This window comes from Seongchinamella sediminis, from assembly GCF_003457605.1.
Lineage (GTDB): Bacteria > Pseudomonadota > Gammaproteobacteria > Pseudomonadales > Halieaceae > Halioglobus > Halioglobus sediminis.
In genome coordinates this window covers 101,095-111,633 of the sequence record NZ_QRAN01000015.1, presented here as the reverse complement: position 1 = coordinate 111,633, position 10,539 = coordinate 101,095, and the positions used below count along the sequence as shown (strand labels likewise).

The 10,539-nt window shown below is 60.1% G+C and carries 7 protein-coding genes and 1 tRNA gene; 3 read left to right on the top strand and 5 right to left on the bottom strand.

Annotated elements, in window-relative coordinates; translation table 11 throughout:
* Positions 1-310: 310 nt before the first annotated feature.
* Together DWB85_RS14130 and DWB85_RS14125 are read right to left on the bottom strand one after the other, a co-directional pair.
* Positions 311-736, bottom strand: coding sequence for a type II toxin-antitoxin system VapC family toxin (locus tag DWB85_RS14130; protein ID WP_117955852.1), 426 nt, complete (start codon positions 734-736; stop codon positions 311-313).
* Positions 733-972: a type II toxin-antitoxin system Phd/YefM family antitoxin gene (locus tag DWB85_RS14125; RefSeq protein WP_117955850.1), complete on the bottom strand. Its 240-nt coding sequence runs from the start codon at positions 970-972 to the stop codon at positions 733-735. Before DWB85_RS14125 ends, DWB85_RS14130 begins: the two co-directional genes overlap by 4 nt.
* 266 nt (positions 973-1,238) lie before the next feature.
* Between DWB85_RS14125 and DWB85_RS14120 the strand changes: the two genes are divergently transcribed.
* Positions 1,239-1,904 (top strand): cold shock and DUF1294 domain-containing protein, encoded by a 666-nt coding sequence (locus DWB85_RS14120; RefSeq protein ID WP_117955848.1) that lies wholly within the window; start codon positions 1,239-1,241, stop codon positions 1,902-1,904.
* A gap of 296 nt (positions 1,905-2,200) precedes the next feature.
* On the top strand, positions 2,201-2,584 hold the full coding sequence (locus DWB85_RS19985; RefSeq protein ID WP_205422747.1) for a DNA cytosine methyltransferase: 384 nt from the start codon (positions 2,201-2,203) through the stop codon (positions 2,582-2,584).
* A gap of 320 nt (positions 2,585-2,904) precedes the next feature.
* Here DWB85_RS19985 and DWB85_RS14110 read toward each other — a convergent pair whose 3' ends face one another.
* The 3 genes from DWB85_RS14110 to DWB85_RS14100 all read right to left on the bottom strand — a co-directional run bounded on the left by DWB85_RS14110 (position 2,905) and on the right by DWB85_RS14100 (position 4,923).
* Positions 2,905-3,447: a hypothetical protein gene (locus DWB85_RS14110; RefSeq protein ID WP_117955843.1), complete on the bottom strand. Its 543-nt coding sequence runs from the start codon at positions 3,445-3,447 to the stop codon at positions 2,905-2,907.
* A 124-nt stretch (positions 3,448-3,571) separates the two neighbouring features.
* Positions 3,572-3,648: transfer RNA gene (locus DWB85_RS14105), tRNA-Ile, on the bottom strand.
* Positions 3,649-3,750: 102 nt separating this feature from the next.
* Complete coding sequence (locus DWB85_RS14100; protein ID WP_117955841.1) at positions 3,751-4,923, bottom strand: glycerol dehydrogenase; 1,173 nt, start codon at positions 4,921-4,923, stop codon at positions 3,751-3,753.
* Between the two features lie 203 nt (positions 4,924-5,126).
* Here DWB85_RS14100 and DWB85_RS14095 point away from each other — a divergent pair, with 203 nt between their 5' ends.
* Entirely contained in the window at positions 5,127-10,538 is a 5,412-nt protein-coding gene (locus DWB85_RS14095) for a hypothetical protein (protein ID WP_117955838.1), read from the top strand.
* Position 10,539 lies beyond the last annotated feature (1 nt).

The window sequence follows — 10,539 nt, the reverse complement described above, 5'->3', positions numbered from 1 at the left end:
GCAAGCGACACATTGACCGAAGTGACCTTCCAGGGCTTCTGGATACCGAGAATCTGACTGTAAAGCTGTGTATCTTTCATGAGGACAAGGCTAATCTACCCACTCGATTTGGTGAAGACCCCACTTTCATTACAAAAGTGACCACAAGCGCTCGCTGACCTTGAAAATGATCTGGAGGTTGAATCAGGAACTGGGTATACCCGCTGAGTCATTGATCAAGCCGCCACAAGGTCAGGTATGAACCTGGCCTTTGGCCTGTCGAATAGGACTCTCAAGTTCGATGAATTGCGGATATTAGACAATAGGCCGATTACATCAAGTAGATATCCACGTTCGACTGCTTTGCGGCCTTGCGCATGGCCTTATCGAGCGTCGCTAGTGGCAATCCTTTGCGGACAGCCAACTCAAGGTATGCCGCGTCGTAGCTACTTAACCGATACGCCTTTGCAAGCGACATTGTATGGCCAAACGCCTGCCTTGCCGTCGAGGTGTCGGTCGTGATCGGCAGGCTCTCAAGCTGTGTGGTAAAACGATCTACATCTGCGACTTCAAGTGTTTTACGACTCAGAGCGCCCAGCAGTACATTGGCTGCCTCCAGGTGCCAAAGATTGGGTACGACGGCCCCTGCCTCTGCCAGCGATTTCAAGACCCGTTCAGCGTAGCGCTGGTCCAGGCTTTTCTCGCTGGCTAACAGCCATCGCATAGACACTGAGTTATCCAGTACAAAGGCCGTCATTTGCGACCCTGGCTTTTTAGCTCAGACAACTCCTCACTGGAAACAACTTGTTTTCTGGCGTTCAGGATGTTGGTGATTGCAGCCTCTGTCTCCCGGCGCTGGCTCGATCGAGTCGGAATGATCTCGGCCACAGGCTTGCCGCGGTTGGTGATCGTGAAGCTTTCGCCTGCCTCTACCCGACGAAGTATCTCGGCGAGCTTCGTTTTCGCATCGTAAGAACCAATTTCTTCATTCATGGTGCGTCCTCTACAACTGTGAAGACTAGTCTACTGGTCTGATTGGTTAGAGGCAAGAATCATAGCAACGTGTAATCTATAGGATTGGGTCCGAGGAGCTGGGTATACCCGCTGAGGCATTGATCAAGCCGCCACAAAGTCAGATCTGAAACTGATCTGCGGCAGGGGTTGGACTGAACTTCCTGGGGGTTTAGTATCTGCCGCTGAAACAGAGGAAAATCCTAAGCTACTGTCCGGGATTAGTTGACTACTACATTATTTGAATTATGCAGCGTAAAGGAAAAATCCGGTCATGGAATGACCAGAAAGGGTTCGGCTTTATCCAGCCAGAGGGAGGGGGGAAGGATGTGTTTTTACATATCTCCGCTTTCAGAAATCGGGACCATCGACCAGAGGATGGCCAGTTGGTTGCTTTTACATTGACCACTGATGAGCGTGGTCGTCCAAGGGCTGACCAGGCGATGCTTCAAGGGAAGGGCATCAACTCGTCCAGGCGGCGTAGTGGGGAGACGGGAGCTTTAGTTTTAGCTGGCCTATTTCTGGCATTGGTTGTATTCCTCGTCGTTATGAATTGGGTGCCGGCATTCATCCTCTGGCTGTATCTGGGTGCTAGTCTGGTGACCTTTATGGCATATGCGCTTGACAAGAATGCGGCGCAACATGGTCATTGGCGCACCAAGGAGGGGACATTACACTGGCTTTCCCTGATTGGAGGCTGGCCTGGGGCCTTGGTAGCGCAGCAGACCCTGCGCCACAAATCCAGGAAGCGATCATTCAGATCGGCCTTCTGGGTCACGGTAGTTCTGAATGTGGCGGTTCTGGGATGGTTACTGTCTGGCCCGGGAATCGACTTTCTGGAAACCTGGGCTGGTGACTATAGCAGCTTCGGCCCTGGGGGCCAGAAAGCAGTGATCGAATGGGCAGAACCGTAGTATAGATCGCGGAGTTGTTTGGGTTTAGCGCTCAACGTATAGCCTGGCGTCGAAATCAGACCGGTTTTGGCGTGAATGCTTGACCAGTCTCCGGTCAAAAATTACTTTTGCTTCAATGGATTAGTTGGTCGATTGGGTGGAACTACTGGCGCCATTAGTGAGCAACTTTCAGTGACTATGACACTTCGATATACAGCAAATCCGTCAAAAGAAACCGTGGATTTGGAAAGGGTAAGTTAGCTCTCCATAACCATCATACAAAGGAAATTGGCGCTCGCCGTAAGCACCTCATCAGTTTGCTGAAGCCGGGAGCAAAAGGTGACAGCCTGCCAAATAATGTATGGAATGGAAAGAGACCTGAAAAGTGGCGTAGATTACATCCCGATAAGCCCGCATATACAATTCTGGCACAGATGCATCGAGACCTTAGCGAATGGGTTCACCCATCTCTCGAGCGCTGGATAACGGTTCGTGAAGCCGCTCGACTTCAATCATTCCACGATGGATTCATTTTCAAATCGAGCGAATGGCAGCAGCTAAAGCAAATAGGAAATGCAGTCCCTCCACTTATGGCCCATGTTCTTGGTGATATGGCGGCCCATCTTCTCCAAGAGCTACGGCCAGCCACCACCAAGAGGGCTAAGCGGCGGGCCTTCCAGTTGGAGTTGGAGCCTGCCTGATGTGGTTGGTGATCAATGCGAGGTGGAACCTGTCTGCTTCCAGTCGACTCTTCATCATAAACGGGGTACACCGGCATTCATTAAACTGATTTTGCGAAGATCGTTTAATGGAGAGAACACCGATGTCCGACGCAGGCATGATTATAGGCATACCTGGCCTGGGAGTCGTAGAGGAGCGGATCATCAAGCGGCTATAAATGCCGGCCTCGGCGGAGCGAGCCGTGCCGGGCAAACCTAGAATTTCCGCGGAGTTGACTAATTGCGCAATAGCAACGCTCCTCCCTCACCCTCAAGTAGCCAGCGTGTCGGCCTGAGACAACCTACGCCGCTTTCTCCTCCGGCTGCAAATCCGCCTTCAGTCCCTCAAGCTCCTGCTCCAGCTCCTGCACCTTCCGCTCGGCTTTCAGCTTCTCGCCCTTAGCTTCCTTCAGTGATTTCTGCAGCAGCTCATTGGCCCGGGTCTTCTCCGCCAGTTTCTTCTTGTTCGCATCCAGGTTCTTCTTCATGCGATTGGGATCGTACCGGCTCAGTTCCTTGAGTTGTTCGCGCTCACTGGCCAGGTCCTTCTGCAGGGCCTTTACCCGCTGCTTCAGGGTAGCAATCTGCTCCTGCTGATTTTCGCTGCGATTGGTCAGCTCACGGTTCTGGTGCTCCACCTTCTGGTTGTCGGTGGCCTTGGCAGTGAGGTCCTGGATGGTCTCCAGTTGCTGGTCGATGGTCGCTTGCAGTTGTGCCTGCTGCTCCGCCTGTGCCTGCTTGACCTGCTCCAGCTCGGCCTGGGCAGCTTCGAGCTTGCCCTCGTATTCGGCGCGGAGGGTGTCTTCCAGTTCAATGACTTTTTCGAGTTTGTTGATGCTCAGCATTCAGTGTGTCCTGTGTTGGTGCTTGCTGCGGTCAGCCTCCGACTTATGGCTGTCCGCTGTTACCTGTCCCTGGGGCATAGTCGGGTGGTGTAAGGGTCTATAACTCGTTGAAAATTAAAGAAAATGGTGGGCCCAGAAGGACTTGAACCTTCGACCTGCCGATTATGAGTCGGATGCTCTGACCAACTGAGCTATGGGCCCCGGGCAGATGGCTGTGGCCATCTGGGGTGAGCGCGGGATTATAAGGGAAAAGCCCGTGGTAGTGAACTTGCATCACGGTGTCTCGGGCAGGCTTTCGCCGGCTTATCCGGGGGCAATTTCAAGTCCCAGCCGGTCTGCGGTGAGGATCGCCTGTTTCAGCTTGGTACTGGTGACTTCCAGGGGCATATTGCCGATGAAGGGAAAGGCCATGGCGGCGTCTACGACGGCATCCAGTTGCTCGTCGTTGCCGGAGTCCATGTCGAGCTGGCCCAGGTGCACGGGTAAACCTGTGGCGGCAAAAAACCGTGCCGCTTTCTCCGCTTCTTCGCTCGAATTTTCCAATGCCAGTTGCGCCAGCACGCCCATGGCGACCATCTCGCCGTGCAGGTAATTTCGGTGCACATGATCGATAACGGTATAGCCCTGGGCAACGGCGTGACAAACGGCCAGGCCGCCGCTCTCGTAGCCGAGGCCGCTGAGCAGGGTGTTTGCCTCCACCACGTTTTCCAGCGCGTCGGTGACCTCGGATTTCTTCACCGCTGCCAGGGCCTGCTCGCCGTAGCGGTAGATGGTCTCTGCGCAGAGCTGGGCCAGTGAGGTGCCCGCCAGCGTTGGGCGGCCGCCGAATACGGTGACGCCGCCGGGGTTGCAGGCGCAGGCGCGGGCTTCGTACCAGGTGGCCAGCGCGTCGCCCATCCCGGCCACCAGGAACCGGGGTTCTGCCTCGGCGATAATGCCGGTATCCACCAGTACCAGTGCCGGGTTTTCGTCGTAGATCTCGGCGTCGGCGGTCACCCCTTCCGGGGTGTAGATAACCGAGACCGCGGCACAGGGGGCATCATTGGAGGCCAGGCTCGGGATCACCGCCACCGGTACGTCCAGTCTTCGCGACAGGGCGCGGCCGGCGTCGACGACCTTGCCCCCACCCACGGCAATAACGCTGTCGACGGGGCTGTCCAGTGCCCGCAGGGTCGCCGCATGGCGGTCGATTTCCTCGAACGAGCATTCACCTGCAAAGATGCATTTCTCGAGGCTGAGGCCGGCGTTTTCAGCGCTGCTGATCAGGTCGTTTCCCTCCGCCTCCAGGCAGCGCCGGGAAAGCAGAACGGCACTGTGGCCAAAGCCCAGCCGGGAGAGATAGTGGCCGGCCTGGGCGATGACCCCGGCTCCCTGCACATAGCGGCCCGGGGAACCGAACACCCGGGGCAGGGTATGGCCCGGAAGTGGGGCTGCAAATGCCTGGCTTGCGGAATATTCGATGCTGTCGGTACTCATGGGAACTCCTGCGGTGGCACCAGTGGAACTCAGTATAGGGTAGCTATTTATGCGCCGGATGCGCCAGTTTCTGCCTCTTTGGGCCTCGGTTTGAAAAATAATTCAAAAACTGTGGGCAAATTTCTGCCCGTTCCTCGCTCCTTATCCTGACATTGCCATAAATACGCGCCGTGCATCCGGAACACGGGGCCAGAGGATAGAACATGCGAACTTGCAATCGACAGTCAGTCAAGGTTCTTGGGGCCTCCCTGCTCATCGCCGTGCTTTCCGCCTGTGGTGGAGGCGGCGGTGGCGGTGGTGGGTCATCCTCGCCCGATCCGGCCCCGCCTGCGCCAGCGCCCGAGCCGCAGTCGGCGCAGATCACCGATGCCCGTGGCCTCAGCCCCCATTACATCGAGGTCAGCTTTGCCGATGACGTGGCGGTGGACGAGCTTGATCCGGCGGAATTCAGCATTGTGGCGGCCAATGGCGACGAACTGGAGGTCATGGAGCTGCTGCCGGCGGATGATACGCGAACCGGCCGCCTGGTGGTTTCCCCGGGCTTGCTGCAGCCCCTGGAGGAGTACGACCTCAAGCACAAGTCACTGACCGGCGAGCCGCTGCGCATCATCGGTGAGCCCGCCGTGGAGCCGCGGCTGGAGTCGGTGGTCACCCTGAGCCAGACCGAGCTCTTGCTGACCTTTGATAACGAGATGTCCCAGCAGTCGGTGCAAAACCAGAGCGCCTACCTGGTGATTCCCTACCTGGATGGCGAGCCCGAGCCCGGTGCGCAGCCACTGCCGGTGCAGTCGGTGGAGTTGCTCGCCGACCAGCGCCGGCTGATCCTCACCACGGCGCCCCAGGACAACCGCGAGTACCGGGTGGAAATCCGCAATATCTCCAACGTCAACAACACCTATATCAACCCGGAATACGCCCAGGGCGGTTTTGTCGGCATCGGCGAGGACGACACCAGCCCGCCGGGGATCATTGATGCAACGATCGAGGACAGTAACCAGCTGTCCATCAGCTTTTCCGAGCCGGTCTGCCGTACCGGCGGCAACCCGGGTAACTATGCGGTGGAGTACTGTCTTCCGGCCATGGGCACAGCAAGCTGCGCGCCCGGTGCCGACAGTTTCCAGGCCTTTGTCAACCAGGTGGAACTCGATGAGTTCTGTACCGCCGCCACCCTGACCACCTCGTTTATCCCCCCGGGCGCGGTAATCAGCGTGGACGTGAACAACGTGATCGACAACACCGGGAACGTGCTCGACGGCGGCACGGTCATCCGTCCCGAAACCCCGGAGGAGGTCGCTTCCGCCCGGCCCCGGCTGTCCAGCGTTATCTCGCTGAGCAGTAGCGAGGTGCTGGCGACCTTCGATACCCGGCTCGACGCCACCAGCGCGGAGGACCGCCGCTTTTACCGCATTATTGCCGCCGACAATGGCCGTCCGCGCATCGAGGAGGGTGAGCTGACGGTCAGCTCCGCCAGCCTGCAGTCAGACGCCAAAACGGTCCTGCTGCGGACCTCGGGGCAGGAGGTGCGGGAGTACCTGTTGCTGGCCTCGAATATCGCCAACGAGCCGGGCCAGGCCGTTATCGACCCGGAGTACAGCAGCGCTGTGTTCTATGGTCGCGGCAGTGTCGAGAGCGACACCACCCGGCCCTCGATTACCGGCGTGAGCCGGGGCGGCGCCGGCCTGGTGTACGCGGAGTTTTCCGAACCACTGTGCACTACCGCGGGCGATGAAACGCTGTATCGCCTGAGTTACTGCCTGCCGGAAGAGGGGGCCGCAACGTGCAACGACTATGCATCCGTCGCCCTGGCGGAGGCGCAGTTAAACGAATATTGCACGCGCGTGGCCCTGAGCAATGAGGATATTCCCTCGAATGCCCTGCTGCGGCTGCAGGTGACCGGCCTCACCGATGCCGCTGGCAACCTGATCCTCAATAATGGCAGCAGTTTCAGCATTCCGGCCTTCAGCAGCCCTGGCGACAACACCGGCACCATGCCCCCGCCGCCGGTCGTGGTCGGTGCCATTTCAACCAGCAATACCAGTATCAAGGTGGTCTTCAGCCAGGCCATGGATGACGCCGCCGAGGTGGCGGCAAACTATGTGGTGGCGCAGAGTAACGTCAATGGCGAGGCGGGCAGCCTGGCCATCACCGGCGCCGCGTTCAGCGGACCGGAGCGCAGTGAGATCGTGCTGACCACCCTGTCGCAGAACGATGTCACCTACCAGCTCACGGTTATCGGCGTGCGCGACAGCTTCGGCCAGCCCTTCCAGGTGCAGGCTACCAATGTCGGTTTTGTCACCGCCAACACGGCGCAGTTCGCCGGTACCCCGCCCAATGGCGGTACCGTTATCGACACCGATGGCGACGGCCTGGCGGATAACGAGGAGCAGCGCGGCTGGGTTACCCGGGTCCAGGACAGCAATGGCCAGTTCCAGGAGCGGGAGGTGACCAGTGACCCCTTCACCGCCGACACCGATGGCGATGGCCTGAGCGACGGGGTCGAACGCCAGCTGGGCACCGATCCACGCAATCGCGACACCGACAGCGACGGTATTGGCGATGCCCATGAATACAACGGCATCTTCAGCCAGCCCACCCGGCAGGATTCCGACGGCGATGGCCTCAGCGACGGCGAGGAGTTGAATTTCTACAAGACCTCGCCGCTGCTGAAGGACACCGACGGCGACCAGATCAGCGACGAGGACGAGGTGATACTGGCCAACCGCAACGCGCGCATCGCGGACCTGCCCCAGCCCACCTTCGAGATCGAGAGCATCGGGCTGGAACTGGACGTGCGCTTTGACGAAACCAGCTCCAGCGGCACCACCACCGGGGAAACCGAGACCGTGGCCGCCACCCTCACCCAGAGCGAGTCGCAAACCCGCTCGCGCACCTCGGAGGTGAACGACCAGATATCCGCCAGCGTCACCGCCAAGGCGCAGTACGAACTGGGCGGCGATGCCACGGTAGGCAAGCTCACCGCGGGCATCGAAGTGAGTGCCGGCTACGAGCACAGCTGGTCGTCTTCCTGGTCGGAGGAATCGGCCCGGGCCAGCCAGGAGGAGTACAACAAGTCCCTGGAGAGCGCCCGTGAGGTCAGCGAGGAAACCAGCATCAACCGGGTGGTCGAGGACGCGCGCATCAGCACGCTGCTGTACCTCTCCGCCGCCGGCGACGTGGCCTTTACCGTGCGCAACCTGCAGATTACCGCGCTGGTGGACGATATTCGCAACCCCGGGCGCTACCTGCCGGTGGCCACGCTCAAGCCCGCTGAAAACACCCCCAACGAATTCAACCTGGGCCCCCTGGTGGGCGACATCGGGCCGCTGATTTTCTCCGCCAGTGGCCAGGATGTATTTCCCGGGCAGGTGGAGCGGCTGATGCAGGACCCGAGCGGGGTGATCTTCCGCCTGTCCAACTACGACATCGAGGATGAGAACGGGCGCAACTTCGCCTTCACCTCGCAGAACATCACCGACCGCACCACCTCCTTCAGCCTCGACTTCGGCGGGCTGCCGGCCACCGAGTACTACCGGGTGGCGACCAGCTTCGGGCGCAGGATAGGCACCGTCGCCGACAGTATCGCGGCCAGCGAGGGCCTGACCACGGACGAAGTGCGCCTGGCCTACGGCCTGGCGCTTGACGACGACGACAGCTTTGTCGCCTTCGACCTGGCGGGCAAAAATCTCGGCGTGGTGTTCCACGATGTGATGCAGGACGTGCTCGGCCTGACCCGCTACGACACCAACACCGATACCACCAGTCCCGCGGCGCAGGCCAGCAGCTACGCCACCAGTTTCGGTGCCGACGGCATCGAGCGCGTCACCCGCATCCGCCAGAAGGTGAATAGCCCCAACGCCAACTGGTCGCTGCTCAGCCCGAGCGGCCTCATTCTGTCCGGCCAGCTGTCCTTCGGTGATGGCGAGGTGGCGCCCGATGACCAGGTGCTGTTCCCGGGCACCGGCATCAGCCTGGCCTTTGTCGAGGACCAGGACCGGGACAGCATCCCGGCCCGGCTGGAGGCCCTGCACGGTTGCGACGATAGCGACCTCGACGGCGACACCGACAATGACGGCCTCGATGACTATTTCGAGGTCTTCGGCGCGCCGCGGGTACCCGGCAATCCGGAGGCGCGGATCAATCCCGGCAGCGAGTGGCTGATCGGGCTGGCGGAAGCGGCGGACTACGAAGGCTTTGCCAGCTGCTCCAGCGCCGACACCGACGCCGACGGCATCGATGATTTTGACGAGTACAGCACCGCCAATGGCTACCGCACCGATGCCAAGAAGCCCGACACCGACGAGGACGGGCTGACCGACGCCGAGGAAATCAACGGCTTCGTGGCCTACCTGGCGGATGCCGACGCGGACATCGGCAGCTGCAGCGATCATGTATTCGGCGCCGGCGAGAGCTCGGCCTATCCGGAGTTCAGGGCGGTGTTCTGCACCACCGACCCGCTGGACCGCGACAGCGATAACGACGGCGTCTGGGATGGCGCAGAGCTGCCCTATTTTGCCAACCCCACGGTGGATGATTTCGACGACATTGGTGACCTCGACGGCGACGGCCTGCGTGGCTTCGAGGAGACCAGCGGCTGGGAGGTCACGGTACTGCAGCTGGGCGACCCGCGAACCTGTTCCGGTGCCGGCGGCCAGGACTGCGCCGCGCCGCCCTTCAATGGGGTATTGCCGGTCTCAGACCCGTCCAACCCGGATACTGACGACGACCAGGTGGGCGATTACCAGGAGTTTCTCGCCGCTACCCACCCGCAGCTGGCGGACACCGATGCCGACGGCCTCAGCGACGACGAGGAACTGTTCGGCGAGGTGCCGGACCCGCTGGCGGGCAACGGCAGTAACGCCACCATTGCGATTTTTACCAGCGCGCTGGATAACGACACCGATGGCGATGGCCTGCTGGACGGCCTGGAGCTTACCCCCTGGACGGTGCGGGTGGGTCCCACCGAGGATCACTACGAGGTCTACTCCGACCCGTCGGATCCGAACTCGGACACCGACGGCCTGGATGACCTGGCGGAGAATATCGCCGGCACCGATCCCAACAAGGCCAATACCGACGAGGACAGCTGGCAGTGGGATGACGGCGAGGAAGTCGGGCTCAACATCGACCCCCTGGATGACAGTGACATGTGTGTGCGCTCACGGGTGACCGACCTGTACTGGGAGGGCCCCTGCACGGCCTGTGACGATGTCCGCGCGGATGTTCGCTTTGGCTACAAGACGGGGGCCGCGAGCACGGTCTATACCAAGGCCTATTTCGATGACGTGATCAAGCGCAGTGTGGGCCGCAACGCGGACGGATACTGGGGTGAATCGGTGTACATGCGTATCAGCGATATCACCGACCTGGTGCTGACGGTCGACGACCCGGAGATCTGGGACAATGGCTGGGTGATCAGCAATACCAGCCGGACAACGTCCATTGGCGTGTCGACATTCGATAGTGCGACCAATACCACGTCGACCTACTACACCTTCAAAATCAGTGGCGGTAACCTGCCCAATACCGCCCTGATATCGTTTACCGTTGAGGTGATGACGCCGCAGGATCTGCAGGCCGACCCCAGCGCCTGCCAGGACAGCGCGCCGGCCCCCTGAG